The 21,293-nt window shown below is 66.4% G+C and carries 18 protein-coding genes and 2 pseudogenes; 10 read left to right on the top strand and 10 right to left on the bottom strand.

The window, feature by feature from the left end; translation table 11 throughout:
* Nucleotides 1–2: 2 nt before the first annotated feature.
* Entirely contained in the window at nucleotides 3–500 is a 498-nt protein-coding gene (locus tag RZR99_RS14595) for a GNAT family N-acetyltransferase (RefSeq protein WP_323120485.1), read from the bottom strand.
* A gap of 218 nt (nucleotides 501–718) precedes the next feature.
* Here RZR99_RS14595 and RZR99_RS14590 point away from each other — a divergent pair, with 218 nt between their 5' ends.
* Together RZR99_RS14590 and RZR99_RS14585 are read left to right on the top strand one after the other, a co-directional pair.
* A complete protein-coding gene (locus RZR99_RS14590; RefSeq protein ID WP_323120484.1) occupies nucleotides 719–1,435 on the top strand; it encodes a TetR/AcrR family transcriptional regulator in 717 nt (238 codons plus the stop codon).
* 78 nt (nucleotides 1,436–1,513) lie between these two features.
* Nucleotides 1,514–1,942: pseudogene (locus RZR99_RS14585) on the top strand (DUF817 family protein); the annotation flags it as partial.
* A gap of 138 nt (nucleotides 1,943–2,080) precedes the next feature.
* Here the strand turns inward: RZR99_RS14585 and RZR99_RS14580 are convergent.
* Nucleotides 2,081–2,173: pseudogene (locus RZR99_RS14580) on the bottom strand (HAD-IB family hydrolase); the annotation flags it as partial.
* A 407-nt stretch (nucleotides 2,174–2,580) separates the two neighbouring features.
* Complete coding sequence (locus RZR99_RS14575; RefSeq protein ID WP_323120483.1) at nucleotides 2,581–3,351, bottom strand: NAD(P)H-dependent oxidoreductase; 771 nt, start codon at nucleotides 3,349–3,351, stop codon at nucleotides 2,581–2,583.
* A 135-nt stretch (nucleotides 3,352–3,486) separates the two neighbouring features.
* Here RZR99_RS14575 and RZR99_RS14570 point away from each other — a divergent pair, with 135 nt between their 5' ends.
* Nucleotides 3,487–4,365: a LysR family transcriptional regulator gene (locus tag RZR99_RS14570; RefSeq protein WP_323120482.1), complete on the top strand. Its 879-nt coding sequence runs from the start codon at nucleotides 3,487–3,489 to the stop codon at nucleotides 4,363–4,365.
* 477 nt (nucleotides 4,366–4,842) lie between these two features.
* Complete coding sequence (locus RZR99_RS14565) at nucleotides 4,843–5,307, top strand: DUF817 family protein (protein ID WP_323120481.1); 465 nt, start codon at nucleotides 4,843–4,845, stop codon at nucleotides 5,305–5,307.
* A gap of 50 nt (nucleotides 5,308–5,357) precedes the next feature.
* Here RZR99_RS14565 and RZR99_RS14560 read toward each other — a convergent pair whose 3' ends face one another.
* The 5 genes from RZR99_RS14560 to mqo form a co-directional block, all read right to left on the bottom strand.
* Nucleotides 5,358–5,702 carry a hypothetical protein gene (locus RZR99_RS14560; RefSeq protein ID WP_323120480.1) on the bottom strand — a complete coding sequence of 115 codons (345 nt, stop codon included), beginning with the start codon at nucleotides 5,700–5,702 and terminating at the stop codon, nucleotides 5,358–5,360.
* A gap of 76 nt (nucleotides 5,703–5,778) precedes the next feature.
* The gene (locus RZR99_RS14555) at nucleotides 5,779–7,023 is read right to left on the bottom strand and encodes a hypothetical protein (RefSeq protein WP_323120479.1); all 1,245 of its coding nucleotides are present in this window, start codon (nucleotides 7,021–7,023) and stop codon (nucleotides 5,779–5,781) included.
* Between the two features lie 552 nt (nucleotides 7,024–7,575).
* Entirely contained in the window at nucleotides 7,576–8,895 is a 1,320-nt protein-coding gene (locus RZR99_RS14550; RefSeq protein ID WP_323120478.1) for an MFS transporter, read from the bottom strand.
* Between the two features lie 62 nt (nucleotides 8,896–8,957).
* Nucleotides 8,958–10,145 (bottom strand): M20 aminoacylase family protein, encoded by a 1,188-nt coding sequence (locus RZR99_RS14545; protein WP_323120477.1) that lies wholly within the window; start codon nucleotides 10,143–10,145, stop codon nucleotides 8,958–8,960.
* Between the two features lie 277 nt (nucleotides 10,146–10,422).
* On the bottom strand, nucleotides 10,423–12,069 hold the full coding sequence (mqo, locus tag RZR99_RS14540; protein WP_323120476.1) for a malate dehydrogenase (quinone): 1,647 nt from the start codon (nucleotides 12,067–12,069) through the stop codon (nucleotides 10,423–10,425).
* Between the two features lie 547 nt (nucleotides 12,070–12,616).
* Here mqo and RZR99_RS14535 point away from each other — a divergent pair.
* The 3 genes from RZR99_RS14535 (at nucleotide 12,617) to RZR99_RS14525 (ending at nucleotide 14,347) form a co-directional block, all read left to right on the top strand.
* Nucleotides 12,617–12,847: a hypothetical protein gene (locus RZR99_RS14535; RefSeq protein ID WP_323120475.1), complete on the top strand. Its 231-nt coding sequence runs from the start codon at nucleotides 12,617–12,619 to the stop codon at nucleotides 12,845–12,847.
* A gap of 386 nt (nucleotides 12,848–13,233) precedes the next feature.
* The gene (locus RZR99_RS14530) at nucleotides 13,234–13,569 is read left to right on the top strand and encodes a hypothetical protein (RefSeq protein ID WP_323120474.1); all 336 of its coding nucleotides are present in this window, start codon (nucleotides 13,234–13,236) and stop codon (nucleotides 13,567–13,569) included.
* Nucleotides 13,570–13,615: 46 nt separating this feature from the next.
* Nucleotides 13,616–14,347: a trypsin-like serine peptidase gene (locus RZR99_RS14525; RefSeq protein WP_323120473.1), complete on the top strand. Its 732-nt coding sequence runs from the start codon at nucleotides 13,616–13,618 to the stop codon at nucleotides 14,345–14,347.
* 93 nt (nucleotides 14,348–14,440) lie between these two features.
* Here RZR99_RS14525 and katG read toward each other — a convergent pair whose 3' ends face one another.
* Nucleotides 14,441–16,624 carry a catalase/peroxidase HPI gene (gene katG, locus RZR99_RS14520; RefSeq protein WP_323120472.1) on the bottom strand — a complete coding sequence of 728 codons (2,184 nt, stop codon included), beginning with the start codon at nucleotides 16,622–16,624 and terminating at the stop codon, nucleotides 14,441–14,443.
* 623 nt (nucleotides 16,625–17,247) lie between these two features.
* On the opposite strand from katG, the gene RZR99_RS14515 reads away from it, so the two are divergent.
* Entirely contained in the window at nucleotides 17,248–18,168 is a 921-nt protein-coding gene (locus tag RZR99_RS14515; RefSeq protein ID WP_323120471.1) for a LysR family transcriptional regulator, read from the top strand.
* Between the two features lie 272 nt (nucleotides 18,169–18,440).
* Nucleotides 18,441–19,223 (top strand): ABC transporter substrate-binding protein, encoded by a 783-nt coding sequence (locus RZR99_RS14510; protein WP_323120470.1) that lies wholly within the window; start codon nucleotides 18,441–18,443, stop codon nucleotides 19,221–19,223.
* Between the two features lie 106 nt (nucleotides 19,224–19,329).
* On the opposite strand, the gene RZR99_RS14505 is transcribed toward RZR99_RS14510, so the two are convergent.
* A complete protein-coding gene (locus RZR99_RS14505; RefSeq protein WP_323120469.1) occupies nucleotides 19,330–19,803 on the bottom strand; it encodes a DM13 domain-containing protein in 474 nt (157 codons plus the stop codon).
* 307 nt (nucleotides 19,804–20,110) lie between these two features.
* Between RZR99_RS14505 and RZR99_RS14500 the strand changes: the two genes are divergently transcribed.
* Entirely contained in the window at nucleotides 20,111–21,226 is a 1,116-nt protein-coding gene (locus RZR99_RS14500) for a succinylglutamate desuccinylase/aspartoacylase family protein (RefSeq protein ID WP_323120468.1), read from the top strand.
* Nucleotides 21,227–21,293 lie beyond the last annotated feature (67 nt).

Below are 21,293 nucleotides of genomic sequence, written 5' to 3'. Positions count from 1 at the left end.
ACTCATTTCGGCTCGACGAGCCATTTGTGCATCACGAGGCAGTCGACCAGGCCATGCCGCGCATGGCGGTACGCCCCCGGCACGCGGCCGATCACGACGAAGCCCATCTTCTGCCACAGCGCCACGGCGGGCTCGTTGGTGGCCACCACCGAATTGAACTGCAGCGCGAGAAAACCATGCTCGCGCGCGACGTCCTGCGAGTGCTCGCACATCCGCTGGCCCACGCCCAGGCGGCGCGCCGCCTCGCTCACCATGTACCCGCAATTGCCCACGTGCCCGCCGGGGCCCGCCGCGTTCGGCTTCAGATAGTACGAGCCGAGCAGCTCGCCGTCCCGCTCCGCCACCCAGGTGCAGAGCGGCACGTCCATCCACAGAGCCCGCGCGGCTTCCTGGGTCATCCCGGGGTCATAGGCATAGGTGTCCCGGGCACCCACCACCGCGCGAAAAATGGGCCAGAAACGCGGAAAATCGTCGCGGGTCATGGGTCGAAGCGTGATCATGCCAATCCTTTCAATGAAATCCGTAAGCGGGGCCGCCCTCGCGGCGGGCTCGATTCTAGACGGACCGCGACGTTTTCGTTGGCCGCGCGCCCGGCCCCAGGCCGCCGGAACGTCCGGCGACCCGCTACCGTTCCGGCTCGAACCGCCCCCGCCCCTGCGCGTCTACAATACGCGACAGCATGCCGCATCCGTCCGCCCACCTCTTCTCCGCTCGCCTCATGCAAGACGACGATTCGACGACGCCCCCGGCTCCGCCCGCCGGCCAGACCCATCGGCCGGCCGCCACGCAGGCGAGCGAACGGCGCCGCAAGGCACACATCCGCGAACTCAACGAGGCGCACCTGCTCGCTTGCGCGGAAGCCGTATTCGCCGAACGCGGCTTCGAGGGCGCCAGCACCGCGCTGATCGCCGAGCGCGCGGAACTGCCGAAGGCGAACCTGCACTACTACTTCCCGACCAAGCTCGCACTGTACCGGCGCGTGCTCGACGACCTGTTCGAGGACTGGCACCGGGCCGCCGACACGTTCGACATCGGCGACGATCCCGTCGCGGCGCTCGGCGGATACGTCCGCGCGAAGATGGCGCTGTCGCGCCGGCGGCCGTTCGGTTCGAAGGTGTGGGCCAACGAAATCATCAGCGGCGCGGCGCACATGCAGGACATCCTGCAGCAGCGCGTGAAGCCGTGGATGGATACGCGCGTCGCGCTGATCGACAGCTGGATCGCGCGCGGCCTGCTCGAACCGGTCGACCCGAAGACGCTGCTGTTCATGATCTGGGCGACCACCCAGCACTACGCGGATTTCGATGCCCAGATCCACGCGCTGGCGGGCAAGCGCGCCCTCTCCGCGAAAGCCTTCGACGCGACGACCGAGGAAGTGGTGAAGATGATCCTGCGCGCGTGCGGCGCGAAACCGGCCGGATCGCATGATCGCTGACGCGCGCGGCCACCGCCGCCGCCGCGTCGCGCGCGCGGCCGCCCGCCGGACGCGATCCGTTCAATCGCGATCCGTCGCCTGAGCGCCGGACTCGACCCGGCCCGCGCGGAACGGCGCATCGAGGCGCTCGCGTCGCGGTTGGTCGACGCGTGCGGCAAGCACGGACGCCTGTCCGATGCGTTGCGCACCTTCCTCGTGTTCGGGTTGAAGCAGGCGTGGGTTTGCCTGTTCGGCGGCCTGATGGTCGCGCTGCTGATCGCCACGCATCTCTGGTATCCCGCTTCCGCCCCGCTGCCCCGCTACGACATGCTGACCCTGTCGGCCGTGGCGATCCAGATCGTGCTCGTGCGCCTGCGTCTCGAGGCGTGGAGCGAGGTCAAGGTGATCCTGCTGTTCCATGTCGCGGGAACCTGCATGGAGCTGTTCAAGACGGCGGTCGGGTCGTGGCTCTATCCGGAGCCCGCGTATCTGCGCATCGGCGGCGTGCCGCTTTTCACGGGCTTCATGGGGTGCCCTCAAGAAACGGACTTTTTCGTACGTTAAGGGAGAATGCCGGGACTAACGCGGCGTCCTGGATAGCGTCAAGCAGCATGGCCGGTCGGCCAAGATGATTGGCGCCGCCCGGCGTCCCTTCTGCTCTGTATCGATGAGAGGCATTTCGCCGTGGCCGCGCAACCACGCATGATCGGCAAGCGCGAGCATTTCCCTGTCACCTCGACTATCGCCATACGCATAGAGTACACGTGTCAAACGAACTAAAATTGATACGAATATCTACTAAAGTTGGGACTTTTTAGCACGGTGATGGCACGTGGAATGAAGTGCCTTATATCGCCGGGGTTCCAGCCGATTAACGTATAGATGAGACTCCGAGAGCGCTTGAGATCGTCACCACAAAGATACATCGAGGTCGTTACGATCGACGCGTAGCGCAGACTGTCGCGCACAGAGCCGTGAGTTCGGCGCCGCGTGCGAGCGCATGGCTGGCGTGATAGTGCCACATAGTAGTTCGTCACCCCGGGTTTGTCGGGGACTGCGAGTTTGGCGTTATGCCATGCGAGCAGTTAGCGCTAGATTCCGATTGTAAGTTTCCTCCGCATCCGCCGGCGATACCTCCCCGAGCAGATCGTCGAGCATCCTTTGCATCATGCCGTGCCGCTGACGAAGCGATCGTATTCATCGATTCCCGACTTGAGCACGCCGTGCTCGTCCCAATCGTTCCAGCCGGGAAACCGGAGCGGCACATCGGTTTGCCAGTTCGACAGGCGTTGCGCGAGACGATCGTGGTGCGCAGCCAGTTCGGCGGCCAGTGCCGCATCGTCGCGATACGAGAAGCCGCCACGCGCGTCCTGCACGCCGTGAGCGAGCACCGGCTCAAGCACCGAATAGCCCATGTAATGGAGCGAATAGTGGATCGGCCACAGCAGCAGGTTGATATTGCCGCTGCGTCCTTCCGGGCCGAAGGTCGCAGCCGGCGCGCCTGTCGTGACCGAGCACATCGCACGCCGGCCGTGGAACTGGCCACGGTCGTAGCGCCGGCTGCCCGTGTATAGGCCGCCGTTGACGAACACGCGATCGAACCATCCCTTCAGCATCGCGGGCTGCGCGTGCCACCAGATCGGAAACTGGAAGATCACGAGGTCGGCTTTGCGGAGGCGGGCGATCTCCCGGCTCACGTCGTCGGGCAGCGTGCCATGCATACTTGCATGGCGTTGTTCGACCAGCGCTGAAAACATGTCTGGGTTCGCGCGGTTTCGATAATGACGCGACGCTTCGACCGGGTCGAAGCCCATCGCATAGAGATCCGAGACGTCAACGTCGTGGCCAAGGCCGCGCATCGTTCGAGCGGCGGTGTCGCGCAGCGCGGCGTTGAACGAGCGCGCTTCGGGGTGGCAGTGGACAATCAGGGTGTGCATGAGCGGCAATCCTCATTCGGGCGACGGCTGGGTGGGGCCGCGCAGCATCGCTGCGAAGGCTGATGGGCATTTGCCCACTACGGTACGCATTGCGCAAATAAACGGGAATTGACCAATTTCGCAAACGAGGCTTGCATGGATGAACAGCGAATGTCCTGGGATGACTTGCGGCTCGTGCTTGCCGTGGTGCAGGCGGGATCGCTCGCGGGCGCGGCACGACGGCTCGGGATCAGTCATGCGACGGTGTTCCGGCGGCTGACGGCGATCGAGACCGGGTTGCGCGTCAAGCTGTTCGAGCGAACCCGGACCGGCTACGTGCCGACGTTGGCTGGCCAGGATGCGGCAACTGCTGCCGAGCGGATTCAGGACGAAGTGCACGGCGTGGAGCGGCGCGTGGCCGGTCGAGATGCGCGTCCATCGGGCATCGTGCGCGTGACGACGACTGACACGCTGCTGGCGGGCCTGCTATCACCGGTATTCGCGGCGTTTCGGCAGTCGTTCCCGGAGATCGCGCTGGAAGTTTTGGTGTCGAACGCCGTATTCGACCTGTCAAAGCGCGAGGCGGATGTAGCGATCCGCCCGTCGTCGGCACCGCCCGACACGCTGATCGGTCGCCGAATCGGGGTGGTCGCCCAGGCCGTCTATGCGGCTCCGACGCTGCGCGTACGTGGCGGTGACCTCGAATGGGTCGGCCCGCACGAGCGGATGGGGTACTGGCCCCTGGAGAAATGGATGCGCGAGCAGGGCGTTGATGCGCGTTGCGCCTATCGGGTCGATACGCTGCTCGGCCTGTTCACCGCAGCCCGCGCCGGCATCGGCGCGGCCGTGCTGCCGTGCTATCTGGCCGACGGCGACCGAGATCTCGTGCGGATCGGCGACCGGATCGACGTTCTGGCGACAGACCTGTGGCTGTTGACCCATCCCGATCTGCGCGATACCGCACGGGTTCGCGCGTTGTCGTCGTTTGTTGCAACGTCGATCGACACATTGCAGGCACGTCTGGCCGGCGCGTAGAAGTAGACGAGAGCCGTGCAAAACTTTGAGAGGCTCTCGGGATGGGTACGGTTTCGCGCGGAGCACGCTGTCTGGTCCCGGCGCGGCGGGACCCGATCATGTGGTGGATTATCGAAGCGAGGTTGGTCGATCTCCATACCAATCAAGCATGGCGATAAACGGGCAAAAAAAGCGGCCACCTGTTCGCGTTTCAACTGCTTCGGGGTGCCCTCAAGAAACGGACTTTTTCGTACGTTAAGGGAGAATGCCGGGACTAACGCGGCGTCCTAGATAGCGTCAAGCAGCATGGCCGGTCGGCCAAGATGATTGGCGCCGCCCAGCGTCCCTTCTGCTATGTATCGATGAGAGGCATTTCGCCGTGGCCGCGCAACCACGCATGATCGGCAAAGCAGGATGCAATGATCGCACCTCATTCTCGACGGCGAACATCACACGCGTTAGCGTACGAAAAAGTCCGTTTCTTGAGGGCACCCCTTCATGTACGCATCGGTCGGCAGCTACATCGCGCGCGCCAGCCGCGAATTCGACCTGCGCGTCACGCGCCATCCGGCACCGCTCGCGACGTTCGGACTCTGCGCCGCCATCTATGCGAATTTCTTTCTCCATCACTACTGGCACGACCTGCGCTATCCGCTGATCGCCGGGGCCGCGCTCGCGTTCGGCCGCTGCACGGTGCACTACCGCGTCAGCACGCGCTACCACCGGATGCCGCTGCTGCTCGGCTTCGTGCTGATCGCGTTCTTCATCTGGCTCGCCGAGAACATCGGCACGTTCAGCCATGCATGGCTCTATCCCGCCCAGATCGACGGCTGGACGATGGTGTCGATCGGCAAGCTCGGCTCGTGGTTCATGCTGACGATCATGAGCTACGCGATCGTCACGATCGTCAGTCCGCCGCGCGCCTGGCCGCCGGCCGAGGACGCGCCGCAAGCGGCGCGCTGACCGGCCTTGCGCCGGCCGCGGCACACCGCGCCGCGAGACGCTCGGCCCGGCTATTCCGGGTTATGGAACTTCGCGATCTGCGGGTAGCGGCTCAGGAAATAGTGCTGCCGGTACGTGACTTCGAAGCGTCCCGCGACATCCGTCTGCTGTTGCGCGCCCGGCCGTTCCCAGCAGCGCTTCTGATACCCGCAGGGCACCCAGGTCCGGGTGAATACGCTGCCAAGACACGCCCAGGTGCTCCCCTTGCTGGCATCCTGGCTCAGGTTCTGGCAGACCTGTTCCGCCGCCGCATGCGTTGCAAGGCCAACCGACAGGCACGTCAGCACGGCGGCAAAACACCGCATGAAACGGACGCCGCCTCCATGGCGGGAAAGCAGTCGCTTGCGTGATGTCATCTTCGGCTCCTGTCGTCATGCGTCGCCGCCTTTCATCGCCGCCTCGCTTCAACGCGGCGCCTGTCTTCCGCGCGCATCACTGCCGCGCCGCGCGCCGCGCTCCCGAACCGGGCCCGCACAACGCGACCAGATACGCGTGATCCGTCTCTCCGCTCGCCTCGCTCGTGCCGGCCGCGAAGCATCCCGATCTGGACAGTGCGGCGGCGCCGCTGTTCGCGCCGCCGCCGAGCGTACCGAGATCCGTGACGGTCGTGCCGACCCACGCAAACGCATGATTGGTGCCGGAGGCGGTTTCTCCCTGCCCCACCGTATTCGCGTTGTCGCCGATCGCGACGGCATTGGTATGCGATCCGCCGGCGATCGTGCTCAGCGCAACCGCGGGGCCAACGGCCGGATCCCAGCGGTAGGCCCCGCCGTATCCGTTGGATTCGAGGTAGCCGCCGACGATCTGCCCGCCGGCGTTCATGTCGACGCCGAGATTGAACGGATTGCCGTTGACATTCGTCAGGACGATCGGGGCACTCACCGGATTCGGCCAGCGGACTGTATGCAGGACGCCGATCGACGGAAAAAAGCAATTGCCCATGATCTGCTGCGACGCGTTGACGACGTTCGCCGTGCACCACGACGCATCGCTCGGCAGCGGCAGGAGTGCGGCGACGTAGGACAGCGCACCGGGAGACCACACGACGGGGGCGAGCGCGCCGACGGCGCTCGGGCAGACGCCGACGACGGTCGGGTCGCCGGCGCCCGTCGCGTCGGTGACATCGGTCGGCTCGCAGTTGAGGCTTCCGAAACTCAGCAGCCCGCCGCCGGGCAATACGATGCTGGTGCGAAAATCGGTCGACCAGATGACGGGCTCCTTGCCGTTGCTGGTGTCGATGCTATAGCCGACCGCGCGCCCCTGCCGATTGACGGCGGTGACGTTGGCCAGCACGCCGCCGAGCAGCGGGGACGGGACGATCGGCGCCGTGATCGCCGCGCTGTTCATCCAGATCACGCTGGCGCCGACGCCGGCGGCGGTCTGGCAGTTGCCGACGATCATGCCGCTGTCGGTGATCAGGTCCGCGGTGCAGTTTCCGTTCGCCACGAGCCCCGGCAAGATCTGCGGGCTGCCGGGAGACAAGGCCAGGAACGCGACGCTCGTGCTCGTTCCCGTGGTGCACCGGCCTACGACCTGCCCCGCATCGTTGACGCCATGCGCATGGCACTGGACGCCGGCGCTCAAACCGATATCCTGCAGCGTCTGGGCACCGGCAATCCGCCCGATCGACACCAGTGCGAACGCGATGCACAGCGCGGCAACGAAACGCTCGATCATGGCCCTCTCCCGTTCTTATCGAATGCATTGCCGGGCGGCCGGATCACTCCAGCGATCGTCACAATTTCCCCGGACATTTCGCTATGCTTATTGATCGATCGACTCGATCGATCGTTGATCTTCATGTCTATGCGCGATGCCGGATTCAGCCTAGTTCATCGGACTGCGTTGTCAAATAAATTAATCGGGTACTCCATAGCCATGATTATTCGGCGTAGCCGGATTCACGGCGGCGACACATGCGCTTGCGTCGCTGCCGTCTGAAGCGCTCGCGCGTTCGCTCGCGCTCGGCATCGACGGCGGCTCGGCGATGGAAATCGGAACGCGCGCCGCGCGCGACAAGGCCACCATGCGTTCGACATGGGCCGTCATGACCGACGGAACCCGGAAAATCGGGCGGCAGCCCGCGCGAGCGACACTTTTACGGACCGGGAAAGCCGAAGTTCCGACGCGTGCGACGCGGCCGCCCGAGCCGCGTCAGCACGCAGGCCGAAGCCTGAAAATCGCCCGGCGCACGCCCGGACGGCAACCGGATACAACCGGCCGCACGACTCAATCGATCGCCTCGCCCGCCGTCTCGCGCAGCATCGACACCGCGACCAGCGACACGATCACGCAGGCGGCGACATACCCCGCCGGCGCGAGCTTGCTGCCCGTCACGCGCACGAGCCAGGTCGCGACGAGCTGCGCGGTGCCGCCGAACAGCGTGACGCTCAGCGCATACGCGATCGAGATGCCGGTCGCCCGCACGCGGCGCGGAAACGACTCGCACATCAGCGCGAATTCCGATGCGGAGCCCACCGAGTAGAACAGCAGCATCAGCGCGGTCAGCGGCATCACGACGAACAGCGACGGATAGCGATTCATCAGCATGAACGCCGGAAACAGCAGCGCCACCAGCACGCCGCGTCCGACGAAGATCGGCATCCGGCGGCTGCCGATCCGGTCGGACAGCCAGCCGAACAGCGGGCACGTGACAAGCATCACGCAGCCCGACGCGACGCCCACGAACATCGACAGCTTCATCGGCAGGCCGAGCGTATGGATCGCATAGGTCGGCATGTAGAAGGTCAGAATGTAGGTCGATACCGTGCCGCCCATCACCGTGAGCGTCAGCAGCAGGACCGTGCGCGCGTGCCGGGCGAACAGCTCGCGCAGCACGCCGCCGTCGAGGCCGTGATGCTCGCCCGGCGCATCGTCGGCGAGGCGGCGCCGCAGAATCATGCCGACCGGCGCGATCAGCACGCCGATGAGGAACGGTATGCGCCAGCCCCAGCTTTCGAGCGCTTCCTTCGCGAGCGCGTTCGACAGCAGCGCCGCGAGGCCGGCCCCCATCAACGCCGCGCCGCCCTGAGTCGCCAGTTGCCAGCTGGCCCGGAAGCCGCGCCGCGACACGCCGCCCTGTTCGAGCAGCGTCGAGGTGGCTGCGCCGAACTCGCCGCCTTGCGAGAATCCCTGGATCAGCCGCGCGCAGACGATGATGACGGGCGCCAGCACGCCGATCTGCGCGTAGGTCGGCGCGAGCGCGATCATCCCCGTGCCGAGCGCCATCAGCATGATCGTGAGATTCAGCGCGGCCTTGCGGCCCTGCCGGTCCGCGTACACGCCGAGCACGACGCTGCCGAGCGGACGGGTGAAGAAGCCCGCCGCGAAGGTCGCGACGGACAGCAGCAGCGACGTCGTCGGATCGTTCGACGGAAAATACAGCTTGCCGATCAATACCGCGAAAAAACCGTACACGGTGAAATCGAAGAACTCGAGCCAGTTGCCGATCACGGCGGCCGCCACCACGCCGCGGCGGGCAGCCGGCGCGCCGGCCGGCGCCGCGGATGCCGCCGCGCCCGTCGCCATCGTCGGATTGTCGTTTTGCATGGGATCCCCTCTCCTGCGCCGCGCGCGCGGCGCTCGCCGCGCCCGTCATTGCCGCTCGGCCGCTACCGGCCGAGATAGCGCTCGACCAGCCGCGTCCAGAACGCCGCGCCGATCGGCAGGTTGCGGTCGTTGAAGTCGTAGTGCGGGTTGTGGACCATGCAGCCGTCCTCGCCCGCCCCGTTGCCGAGCCGCACGAACGCGCCGGGGCGCTGCTGCAGCATGAACGCGAAATCTTCGCTGCCCATCAGCTGGTCGGCCTGCTCGACGACATGCGCGGCGCCGACCAGTTCCTTCGCGACCTGCGCGGCGAAGTCCGTTTCCGCATCGGTATTGACAACCACCGGATAGCCTTCGATGTACTGCACCTCGGCCCGCGCGCCGTAGCTCTCCGCCTGCATCCGCGCCAGTTCGACGATGCGGCGCCGAAGCAGCGCGCGCACGTCGGGGCTGAACGATCGCACGCTCAGTTCGAGCCGCGCGCGATTCGGGATCACGTTGTTCGCGGTGCCGGCGTGCATCGAGCCGACCGTCACCACGGCGGGCTGCGCCGGATCGACGTTGCGCGCGACGATCGTCTGCAGCGCCATCACGATGCTCGCCGCGACCACCACGGGATCGACGGTCAGATGCGGCCGCGCCGCGTGGCCGCCCACCCCTTCGATCTCGATGATCGCCTTGTCGCCCGCCGACATGAACGCGCCGCGCCGCATCAGGAACACGCCCGGCTCCGCGCCCGGATGGTTGTGCATGCCGAACACCGCATCGCACGGGAAGCGTTCGAACAGCCCGTCGTCGATCATCTTCTTCGCGCCGCTGTCGACGCCATGCTCCTCGGCGGGCTGGAAGTACAGATGCACGGTGCCGGAGAACCCACGCGTCTTCGCGAGCTGCTGCGCCGCGCCGAGCAGCATCGTCGTATGGCCGTCGTGGCCGCACGCGTGCATCTTGCCGTGGGTCGTGCTCGCGTACGGCAGGCCGGTCGCCTCGATGATCGGCAGCGCGTCCATGTCCGCGCGGATGCCGATGCTGCGCGCGCCGTCGCCCACCTTCAGCGTGCCGACCACGCCGGTCCTGCCGACGCCGCGCGTGACCTGCCAGCCCCACGCTTCGAGCCGGCTCGCGACGAGCGCCGCCGTTCCGACTTCCTCGTACGCAAGCTCCGGGTGGCGGTGGAGATGGTGGCGGATCTCGCGCAGGCCGGCTGCGGCCGGGGCGAGATCGTCGACTTCGGTAAAGCGGGTTGCGCTCATGACAGGCTCCGTGGGTATCGCGGCACGCCCGGCAAACCCGGCGCGTGAAAGCGGGCCACTATATCGAGCCAATTCCGGTTCAATAAGATGCTGTTTTTTTCACCGTGATAAATATTGTTGATCAGGGTTATCCCGACGAACGCGCCATGCTCCGCGGCTTCCGACCGGATGAGGATGCGAAGTCCGAGCCCTCCACCGCGAGGCGCGCGACCCAATGCGGACCCACAGTAAAAACGGCCGGACAAGCCGGCCGTTTTCCCATCGCGATACGGTGCGCCTACAGCGCCATGTCCGCTGCCGCATTGCTCGGCCGCGTCGCCGCGCCCGGCGTCGCGCGCGGCGCGACCGACATATCGATCTGCGGCGGCGGCGTGAGCTGCAGCACGTCGGCCGTGTACACCCACTCCTGGTACACCTTCTCCGGGCTGTCGTTCAGCTTGGTGCCGTAGCTCGGCACGATCTGGCGGATCTTGTCCTGCCAGGCCGGCGTGGCGACCTTGTCCTTGAACACCTTCTGCATCAGGTTCAGCATGATCGGCGCGGCCGTCGACGCGCCCGGCGATGCGCCCAGCAGCCCGGCGATGCTGCCGTCCTGCGAGCTGACGATCTCGGTGCCGAGCTTCAGCACGCCGCCCTTCGCGCCGTCGCGCTTGATGATCTGCACGCGCTGGCCCGCTTGCCACAGGCGCCAGTCTTCCTTCTTCGCCTGCGGGAAATACGCCTTCAGCGCGTTGAAGCGATCGTCGTCCGACTGCATCAGCTGGCCGGCCAGATACTGCACCAGCGGGAATTCGTCGACCCCGACGCGCATCATCGGCATCACGTTGTTCACGTTGGTGCTCTTCAACAGGTCGAGGTACGAGCCGTTCTTCAGGAACTTGGTCGAGAACGTCGCGAACGGTCCGAACAGGATGATCTTCTTGCCGTCGATGATGCGCGTATCCAGGTGCGGCACCGACATCGGCGGCGAACCGACCGACGCCTTGCCGTAGGCCTTCGCCAGGTGGCGGCTCACGATTTCCGGGTTCTCCGTCACGAGGAACGAACCGCCGACGGGGAACGCCGCGTAATCCTTCGCCTCGGGAATGCCCGACGCCTGCAGCAGATGCAGCGCGCCGCCGCCCGCGCCGATGAACAGGAACTTCGCGTCGACATCCTGCTCCGCGCCGCTCGTGCCGGTCTTCGCGTACGACACGCGCCACGTACCGTCGGCGTTGCGCTTGATGCCGCGCACTTCGCTCGACAGCGACAGGTTGAAGCCCGGCTGCGACTGCAGATAGCCGACGAACTGGCGGGTGATTTCACCGAAATTCACATCGGTGCCGATCGGCGTCCAGGTCGCGGCGATCTTCTGCTTGGGATCGCGGCCTTCCATCATCAGCGGTACCCACTGCTTGATCTGGTCGTCGTTCTCCGAATACTGCATGCCGCGGAACAGCGGGCTCGCCTGCAGCGCCTCGTAGCGCTTTTTCAGGTAGCGCGCGTTGTCGTCGCCCCAGACGAAGCTCATGTGCGGCGTCGAGTTGATGAACGAGCGCGGATTCTTCAATACGCCGTTCCTCACCTGCCACGCCCAGAACTGGCGCGAGATCTGGAACGACTCGTTGATCTCGATCGCTTTCGAGATGTCGATCTTGCCGTCCGGCTTCTCGGGCGTGTAGTTCAGTTCGGCCAGCGCCGAGTGCCCTGTGCCGGCGTTGTTCCAGCCGTTCGAGCTTTCCTGCGCGACGCCGTCGAGACGCTCGATCATCATCATCGACCAGTCGGGCTGCAGCTCGTGCAGCCACACGCCCAGCGTCGAGCTCATGATGCCGCCGCCGACCAAGAGGACATCGACCTTTTTCGGCTCGTCGGCCCGCGCGGACAGCGCGGTCAACGACACCACCAACCCCAACAGCACTGCTCTGATCGTTTTACCCACCATGAACCACCTTTCTTGCGTTCGTGAAATGCTTGCCGGCACGCCGAACCGTCCGGTCCGGCGCTGACGAATCGCGTGCGCCAATGGCGATCCGGCGGGCTCGACGGCCCGCCTTGGCGTACTGCGACAAATTGTGTGTCTCGGGGCGTATTGCGTCGCGAGATCCGGACGCCGCTTGGAATGAATGCCGCCGCGCCGGCAGGCGAGGCGGGAGCCGGCGATATCGACCGGGCGCGCGCCGGAAGGCGGCACGCCGGACCGGTTCGAACGAACCGCCGGAGCGTCGCCTCACGACAGCAGGCCGGAGGCGACGGCGGCCGTAATATAACCGAAAACCATGAAAGGACCGGTAATTTACCCCACCGGCGGCCGGGTTGATGCGTGCCGGGGTGCGTGGACGCGGCGCCCTCGTGCGTGCGCAACGCGCATCGGGCCAGCACGCGCAACGCTTTCAATGGGACCGGATCGAGCAAGCGGCCGCGGCTTCCGGGCCGCCTCCGCGCAACCGGCACATCGTCGCTGCCGCCCGCCGCGCCCCCGCGTTCTCCGGATGAAGCGATCCGGCCGATACGCCGCACCGCATTCGGCGCACGTGGACGGCGTGACCTCGAAGCCGCGCGTTCAGCAGCCGCTGACGAAAAACGATTCATCCTCCGGCGCGCGCGTGGAACTGGTTCACGCGTTTTCGACGTTGCGGGATGGCCATCGGTATGCAGAACTGATTGCCTCATCCGGGCGGATCGGGATACCGAAACCCCATATCGAAGCATTTACCGCATAAGAATTTTTATCGAGACCCGATCGATATAAAGAACATGAAAATGCCGTCGAATGCACGGCACGGGATTCGCCGCTCAGCGCCGCCGCTCTTGCAGTCGAGCCGGCATCGCGAACGCTCGGCGCGGCACGCCCCGTCGATCGCCTTCACTCGAAACAGCGGCCGGATCGAACGGCCGAGTGTGCGTTCCGCCTTGCATGGCCGTCGATGCGATTGACAAACATAAACCGGCGCCTATAACGGGAATTGAATTTGCGGACACGCGCCGCCATCGGCCGGGTGTCCATCGGACCCGCTCATCGGCAACGCCGGCGCCGTGTCGGCAAGCCCCGGCCAGACAGGAGTCCAACATGTCGTCGAAAGCCCGTCTTACCGGTCGCGGTTTCGCCTTGGCGACGGCGGCCGGCATCGTTGCCGTCGCCGCGCTCGCGGCGTCGAAACCCGCCCTTGCGCAAACGGCGCCCGCCGGAGATTCCATGTCCATCCAGCACGACTCCGAGAAAGCGCGCGCGATGAAGGAACCGTCGTTCCAGACGCGCGAGGAGCGGCTCGCCGCGAAGCCGCTGGATTGGAACACCACGATCGGCAAGCCCACGCCGCGCACGCTGACCGCCAAGGAACGCAAGGCGTTGAAGACCGCGAAGCGCGGCGCGTCCGCGGGCGGCGCGCCGGATCCCAAAGCGGAAGAAGAAGCCCGCAGGCTGCATCCGGACGACTGGAAGTGAGAAGTGATGCGAGGTACAGGCAGGTCACGTAGCCAAGGAGACAGCCATGGTCGCCAAGCCGTATCGTTTCGGACGTGCGCTTTTGTGCGCCGCCGCCCTGATCCTGTCGGCCGTTCCCTTCGGAACGGCGCACGCGCAGACCGCCGCGATCGGCAAGCTCTTCACGAGCATCGGCACCTGCACCGCATCCGTCGTCAGCGGGAAGAACATCATCGTCACCGCCGCGCATTGCTGCTGGGACCGTTCGAGCAACGGCTGGATCGGCGGCTGGTCGTTCGCGCCGGGGTACAACAACGGCAAGGCGCCGTACGGCATATTCAACTGGGCGGATGCCCGGGTGCCGAACTCGTGGATCAACAACGGCGACATCCCCTCCGACGTCTGCGTGATCAGGCTGCAGAATGATGCGGCGGGACACCCCATCACCTACTACACCGGCTGGCTCGGACGCTCGTGGAATTACTCGCCGTCGCAGCCGATGCACGCGTTCGGCTATCCGGGCAACATCGGCGGCGCGAACAGCCTCGAAAGCTGCGCGTCGCAAAGCTCGGCCCAGCCCTCCAGTTGCGGATCGGGCGTGCTGAACATGGCCTGCAACATGACCTACGGATCGAGCGGCGGCCCATGGATCCGTGACTACGGCTCCGGCAATCACGTCGATGCGACGGTGCACGGCTATATCAGCCAGTCGTGCACGGGAACCTTCGGGCAGGTCTTCAACGGTCCGCAGTTCACCAGCAACAACATCGTCATGCTGTGCAACGCGGAAGGCTGCTGAGCACACGCCGACGGACGACCCGATGAAAACGGCCGGTCTCGCGACCGGCCGTTGCGCATGTGCCGCGCGAGCGTCAGGCCTCGCGCATCGGCATCACGCGAGATCGAAGCGATCGAGGTTCATCACCTTGCTCCACGCGGCGACGAAATCCCGCACGAACTTCTGCTGCGCGTCCGCGCTGCCGTAGACTTCACTCAGCGGGCGCAGCTCCGAGTTCGAACCGAACACCAGATCGACGCGCGTGCCGCTCCACTTCACCGCACCCGTCGCGCGATCGCGCCCTTCGAACACGTCGTTCGCATCCGACACCGGCTTCCATTCGATGCCCATGTCGAGCAGATTGACGAAGAAGTCGTTCGTCAACGCTTCCGGCCGCCGGGTCAGGACGCCGTGCGGGCTCTGGCCCACGTTCGCGTTCAATACGCGCAGCCCGCCGATCAGCACCGTCAGCTCGGGCGCGGACAACGTCAGCAATTGCGCCTTGTCGATCAGCAGCGCCTCGGCCGGGACCGTGTACTTGCCCTTCAGATAATTGCGGAAGCCGTCGGCGATCGGCTCCAGCACGGCGAACGACTCGACGTCGGTCTGCTCCTGCGACGCGTCCGTGCGACCCGGCGCGAACGGCACCGTCACCGCGTGGCCGGCGTTCTTCGCGGCCTGCTCGACGCCGGCGCACCCGGCCAGCACGATCAGATCGGCGAGCGATATTTTCTTGCCGCCCGACGCCGCGCCGTTGAACTCGGTCTGGATGCCTTCCAGCGTCGCGAGCACTTTCGCGAGCTGTTCGGGCTGGTTGACCGCCCAGCCTTTCTGCGGCGCGAGCCGGATGCGCGCGCCGTTCGCGCCGCCGCGCTTGTCCGAGCCGCGGAACGTCGATGCCGATGCCCACGCGGTCGACACCAGCTGCGACACCGTGAGCCCCGATGCGAGGATCTTCGCTTTCAGCGCCGCGACATCCTGCCCGTCGACCAGCGGATGATCGAGCGCCGGCACCGGGTCTTGCCACAGCAATTCCTCGGTCGGGACTTCCGGGCCGAGATAGCGCGCGCGCGGACCCATGTCGCGATGGGTCAGCTTGAACCACGCGCGCGCGAATGCGTCGGCGAGCTGGTCGGGGTGCGCGTGGAAGCGCCGCGAGATCTTTTCGTAGACCGGATCGAAGCGCAGCGAGAGGTCGGTCGTCAGCATCGACGGCGTGCGGCGTTTCGACGGATCGTGCGGATCGGGGATCGTGTCGGCGCCCGCGCCGCCCTTCGGCTTCCACTGATGCGCGCCGGCCGGGCTCTTCGTCAGTTCCCATTCGTAGCCGAACAGGTTGTCGAAGAAATGGTTGCTCCATTGCGTCGGCGTGCTCGTCCAGATCACTTCGAGGCCGCTCGTGATCGCATCGTCGCCCACGCCGGTGCCGAAGCTGTTCTTCCAACCCAGGCCCTGCTGCTCCAGGCCGGCCGCTTCCGGATCGGGACCGACGTGCGACGCCGGGGCGGCGCCGTGGGTCTTGCCGAACGTGTGGCCGCCCGCGATCAGCGCGACCGTTTCCTCGTCGTTCATCGCCATCCGCGCGAAGGTCTCGCGAATGTCGCGCGCCGCCGCGATCGGATCGGGCGTGCCGTTCGGGCCTTCCGGGTTCACGTAGATCAGGCCCATCTGCACCGCGGCCAGCGGATTCTCGAGATCGCGATCGCCCGTGTAGCGCTCATCGCCCCCCAGCCACGTCTTCTCGGTGCCCCAGTACACGTCCTCGTCCGGCTCCCAGGCATCCGGGCGCCCGCCGGCGAAACCGAAAGTCTTGAAGCCCATCGACTCCAGCGCGACGTTGCCGGTCAGGATGATCAGATCGGCCCACGAAATGTTGCGGCCGTATTTCTGCTTGATCGGCCAGATCAGACGGCGCGCCTTGTCGAGGCTCACGTTGTCGGGCCAGCTGTTGAGCGGCGCGAAGCGCTGCTGCCCGCTGCCCGCACCGCCGCGGCCGTCGCCCGTGCGATAGGTGCCTGCGCTGTGCCAGGCCATGCGGATGAAGAGCGGCCCGTAGTGGCCGAAGTCGGCCGGCCACCAGGCCTGCGACGTGGTCATCAGCGCGTGCAGATCTTTCTTCACGGCGGCCAGGTCGAGTGTCTTGAAGGCTTCGGCGTAGTTGAAATCCTTGTCCATCGGGTCGGACAGGGAGGAATGCTGGCGAAGGAGTTTCACCTTCAGTTGATCGGGCCACCAGTCACGGTTCGATGTGCCACCGCCAGCGGTATGCGTGAAAGGGCACTTCGCTTCAGTCGACATGCGTGTTCTCCTTGGATCGTGGGCACTCGGGTACCCGGCTCGTTCGCGGCCGGATATCGCTTGTCCATAGTAAGGTTTATCGATGGACACCGGAAATAGGTTTACTCAATGAGCGCGATACGACAGCGATTGCCTCCGTTAGTTTCAGCCGTTGACGCGCGTCGATTGTGCGCACCCGCTGCGCCGGCACGCATAGCGTAACCGTCTCCGCAGCGCGCTGCTCCGGAAGCCTGACCGATGCGCGTTCGTCCGTCGCGCGAGCGTCGCGCACGACACGGCCGCACAGGGCCACGCAAGCGAAGCGACGAGCCTTCGTGGATGCGCTACATGGCGTACCGGATGAACGGGATCGATGCGGCGACACGCCGCCCTGTCCCTCCGCTCGCCCTCGCATCCCGCGCATGCGCCGCGCGCGTTGCATTTTCATGACGCGCGCCGAATCCCGGGGCTGTCGACGGCTTGGTCGCGAGCCGGATGCGCCGTCGGTCGGTCACGCCACCCGCGAACCGCGATCCCGAACCCGCCCGATCCCGCCGGCCGCCGCACGCGCCGCTTTCCGGCCGCCGCCGATATCCGGGCGGCCTTGTAGGACAATGCATGCGGACGCTATCCGGACCTCCTCCATGACCCGTATCCGCAACTACCTGAACCTCACCCAGCTGCAGGCATTCGTTTCCGCCGCGCACCACAAGAGCCTGCGCGCCGCCGCGCGCGAGCTGGGCGTCACGCAGCCGGCGGTCACGCACACGCTCCGCGAGCTGGAGCACGCGCTCAACGCGGAGCTGCTGGTGCGCAGCGTGCGCGGCGTCGAGCTGACCGCGTGCGGGCACGCGCTGCTGCCGCGCGCCGAGCAGTTGCTGGGCGATATGCGGCGCACCGTCGAGGCGGTCGAGCAGGTGAAGGGCGAACTGTCGGGACGGATCGCGGTGGGGACGATGCCGTCGATCGCGTTGACCGCGCTGCCGCGCGCGGTCGTGAAATTCCGCGCGACGATGCCGAACGTGCACCTGTCGATGGAGGAAGTCACGGTGCCCGACGCGCTCGCGCGGCTGCGCAACGGCACGCTCGACATCGCGGCGATCCATCACATCCCGGCGCTCGATCGCGATTTCACGCAAGTGCCGCTGCTGTCGACCGAATTCGTCGTCGCGATGCGCGAGGGGCATCCGCTCGCGCGGGCGCGGCATCTGTCCGATCTGCTCGACGCCGAATGGATCGTCACCGTCGGCGCCGACCACTTCCCGCACAGCGTGATGATGGCGATGTTCAGCGCGCACGGGCTGCCGCTGCCGAAGCGGCTGCTGCGCGCGCCGTCGTCGTTCGCCGTGACGCTCGGCCTCGTGTCGCGCTCCGACGTGATCGGCTGCTTCACGAAACCGCTCGCGGCGGTGGTCGCGCCGCTCGGCATCCGCGCGGCCGACCTGGAAGAAACGCTGCCGAGCTACGACCTGTCGATCCTCGCGCGCCGCGACCTGCTGCCGACGCCCGCCGTCACGCAGTTCACCGCGTGCCTCAGGCAGGCGGTCGGCGAAACGCTGGCGTGAGCGGGGGCACCGCCGGCGCCGCGCGCCCTGAATATCGCCCCGCATCATTGCCGATCCCGCAATAACGGCCGTCCGAGCGGCACCGCTACCGCCCCGTGCCCGCTGCCATCGGGACTTCTACTAAGCAGCCTCTCTCTATTTTGTCTTGGTAATCTTGCCGCACCGTTCGTCCCTGACCGGACGGGCGCGCCAGTCAGCCCGGCCAGCAGCCGCGCCGGGCAGAAGCGCGCGGCACAACCGCGCGCAATCATCGAACTACACGAGGAGTCACAGTGAAAAAAATCGTAGCGGCTTGGACGATCGCCGTGCTTGCCGTATCGGCAAGCGGCGCCTACGCAAAAGACTGGTCGACGGTCCGTTTCGGCGTCGATGCAAGCTACCCGCCGTTCGAGTCGAAAGGCCCCGACGGCAAGCTGGCGGGCTTCGACATCGATCTCGGCAATGAAATCTGCAAACGCCTCGCGGCGAAGTGCGTGTGGGTCGAAAACGATTTCGACGGCATGATCCCGGCGCTGAAGGCCCGCAAGTTCGACGGCGTGCTGTCGTCGATGTCGATGACGCCGCAGCGCGCGGAACAGATCGCCTTCTCGTCGAAGCTGTTCAACACGCCGACCCGCCTGGTCGAGAAGAAAGGCCTGAACGTGATGCCGACGGCGGAAGCGCTGAAGGGCAAGTCGGTCGGCGTCGAGCAGGGCACGATCCAGGAAACCTACGCGAAGACCTACTGGGCGCCGAAGGGCGTGAAGGTGCAGCCGTACCAGAACCAGGATCAGGTCTACGCCGACCTGCTGGCCGGCCGCCTCGACGCGACGCTGCAGGACGCGGTGCAAGCCGATATCGGCTTCCTCAAGACGCCGCGCGGCGCGGGCTACGGCTTCGCCGGCCCGGATCTCGACGATCCGAAGATCCTCGGCGAAGGCGCCGGCATCGGCCTGCGCAAGGAAGACACCGACCTGAAGGCGAAGATCGACAAGGCGATCGCCGACATGCGCAAGGACGGCACCTACGACAAGCTCGCGAAGAAGTACTTCGATTTCGACGTCTACGGCAAGTAACTCGCGCGATATCCGGCCAATCGGCCGGATTGCCGGCCCGGCGCCGGCCCGAAACGGGCTCCACTTCTCAGTGGGGCCCGTTTTTTTGCGCAAGCGGCCCGGGCGCCTACCGGTATCGCGCGGCGCTGATGAACTGCGAAAAGCGTTCGCACCAGATCACCACCGTGGTGTACGCGTCGAGTTCGACGTCCGGCGCGAGCGGCGTCACGGAATGGCCGAACGTCTTGAGCGTGCCGACCTGGCGCGCCCGGGCCTTCAGCGCGAGAAACGCTTCCCGGTTGTCGACGAACGCCGGCACCAGATAGATCCGATAGTCCGGCCCGGGGGCGACGCGCCCTTCGAGCACCAGCGCGCCGGGCGTCACCGCCAGGCTGGCGTCCGCCCAGTGCAGCGCATCGCTGCCCGGCAGATCCCGCCGGAATTGCCCGGTGTAGCGGGCCTGCTGCGCGGCCGCCCGGGCCGCCTGCGCGCTGACGCCGGGCTCCGCCGTCAGGATCGGCAGCACGTACACGCCGGCGGCAAACCCCGCGGCCAGCGCGATCAGGTGCGAGACGGCCAGGATCAGTAACTTTTTCTTCATAGCGAACCTCGACGAAGGCTCGGGACCGCGCCGCCGGATACCCGGCGGCCGACGCCCAAGCGCAGTGACATGCCCGCGGATGCAGGGCGCCCCGTACTGTCGTCCGAGACCCCGGAATCTGACAAAACGCTGTCGAGCGGAAGCCGCGACAGCGCCGCGCCGGTCAAATATTTCCTGGGCAACCGGTTGATTCCCATGAGAAAAATCAGGGTTTTAGCGCAAGTTTGATGCGCTTGCAGCGGGCAACGTACAATCGTCACTCCACTGACATCAACGATCCGCAGCCGCTGCGCCGCCCATACCAATCATGCAAACGCAGACCCATCCGCTGATCTCTCCGTCGCTCGGCACCGAGCGCCGCATCACCAGTTTTCATTACGGCCCGAGCGGCGGGAAGAAGACCTATATCCAGTCGTCGCTGCATGCGGACGAGCTGCCGGGCATGCTGGTCGCCACGCTGCTGCGCCGCAAGCTCGCGGCGCTGGAGGCCGCCGGCAAGCTGCGCGAGGAAATCGTCGTCGTGCCGGTGCCGAACCCGATCGGCCTGTCGCAGCACGTGTTCGGCGACCATCTCGGCCGCTTCGAGCTGGGTTCGATGCAGAATTTCAACCGCAATTTCCACGACCTCGCCGCGCTCGTCGCGCCGCGCATCGAGTCGCGCCTGAACGCCGACCCGGCGCACAATCTCGCGGCCGTCCGCGCGACGATGCGCGAGGCGCTCGACGAGCAGAAACCGAAAACCGAACTCGAATCGCAGCGCCTCGCGCTGCAAAAGCTGTCGTACGACGCCGATATCGTGCTCGACCTGCATTGCGACTGCGACGCGGTGATGCATCTGTATACGAACCCGGACCTGTGGGAAGACGTCGAGCCGCTCGCGCGCTATCTGGGCGCGAAAGCGTCGCTGCTCGCGCTCAACTCGGTCGGCAATCCGTTCGACGAGATCCACAGCTTCTGCTGGTCGGACCTGCGCAAGCGCTTCGGCGACCGGTTCCCGATCCCGAACGGATCGATTTCCGTCACGGTCGAGCTGCGCAGCGAACGCGACGTGTCGTACGAGCTGGCCGAGCACGACGCGCAAGCGCTGGTCGAGTATCTGACCGCGCGCGGCGCGATCGAGGGCTCGCCCGCGCCGCTGCCGGCGCTCGACTTCCCCGCCACGCCGCTCGCGGGCACGGAGCCGCTGGTCGCGCCGGTGTCGGGCGTCATCGTGTTCCGCACGCCGGTCGGGGGGTGGGTCGAGGCCGGGCAGGATATCGTCGATATCGTCGATCCGCTGACCGATCGCGTCGTCACGCTCAAGAGCAGCGTGTCCGGCGTGCTGTACGCGCGCCAGATCGCGCGCTTCGCGACCGCCGGCATGGAAGTCGCGCGCATCGCGGGCGCGACGCCGATCCGCACCGGCTCGCTGCTGTCGGCCTGACGGGGTCGCGGGCACGCGGCACGCTGTCTTGATCCTCGGCAGCGGCCGCCGGCGCCGCGCCGTGCCG

It is taken from the genome of Burkholderia alba (assembly GCF_034721475.1).
In the GTDB taxonomy this organism is placed as follows: domain Bacteria; phylum Pseudomonadota; class Gammaproteobacteria; order Burkholderiales; family Burkholderiaceae; genus Burkholderia; species Burkholderia alba.
This window is presented reverse-complemented; position numbering and strand designations above follow the sequence as displayed.